Source organism: Ruegeria sp. AP12 (genome assembly GCF_056540025.1).
Map to the genome: position 1 here is coordinate 1 of NZ_JBQFVZ010000153.1, position 860 is coordinate 860.

The window sequence follows — 860 nt, forward strand, 5'->3', positions numbered from 1 at the left end:
GCACCGCAGACTGAGACCAATACGCCATTGCGTTTCATTTGGTTAACGAGTGCGGCAGCCCTTTTCGGATCAGGGCGGCGAGATGACTTGTCTGAAACTACCGGAATGCCTAAAAACAGCCCTTTGCCTCGAACGCAATCCATAAAGTCAAAGTCTCGGGACATCGTGTCGAGTTCGGATTTTAAAAAGCGGCCTACGGAATTCACATTTTCTAGAATGTTGTTTTCTTCGATTACATCAATCACAGCATTTCCAACCGCCCCGGCAACGGGTGTCCCGCCGAAGGTGTTGAAGTATTGCCGTTTCTTGGCAAAGGTCGAAAATATCTCGCGGGTCGAAGCGACAACCGCCAATGGATACCCAGCACCTATCGGTTTACCCATTGTCACGATGTCGGGCACTACACCGGAATCCATAAAGCCCCAGACACTGTCACCTAGGCGGGTTAACCCTGATTGCACCTCGTCTACGACGACCAGTCCGCCCATACTACGCACGTTCCGTGACATTTCGGCCAAGTACTTGGGAGGCGTCGTAAAAATGCCGGGCGCATCGAAAATCGGATCAACAATGAACATGGCCAAGCCGTGGCGTGATTTCGCCAACTCGCGAACAATGGGCGCGGCCCCGTTCGCTAGCTTTTTTCCGAAACTACCAGTCTCGGTTTCGTCGTTGGTTTCATGTGGATTGGGTACAGGGACTGACCTCACGAAACCGGGGGTTTCGTTTGGAGGGCCACCAAAGAGCGAGAAGTCTGCAACAGCGAGTGCGTTTCCGTGGTAAGAACCATCAGACACCAGTACGCCTTTGTTACCCGTCACTGCGCGGGCCATGTCATAGGCAAGTGCGTTAGCCTCGGT

At 53.0% G+C, this 860-nt stretch carries 1 protein-coding gene; it reads right to left on the reverse strand.

Annotated elements, in window-relative coordinates; genetic code table 11:
* On the reverse strand, positions 1-860 hold an 860-nt coding region (locus ACR0E6_RS21930; RefSeq protein ID WP_480587303.1), incomplete at both ends, for an aminotransferase class III-fold pyridoxal phosphate-dependent enzyme.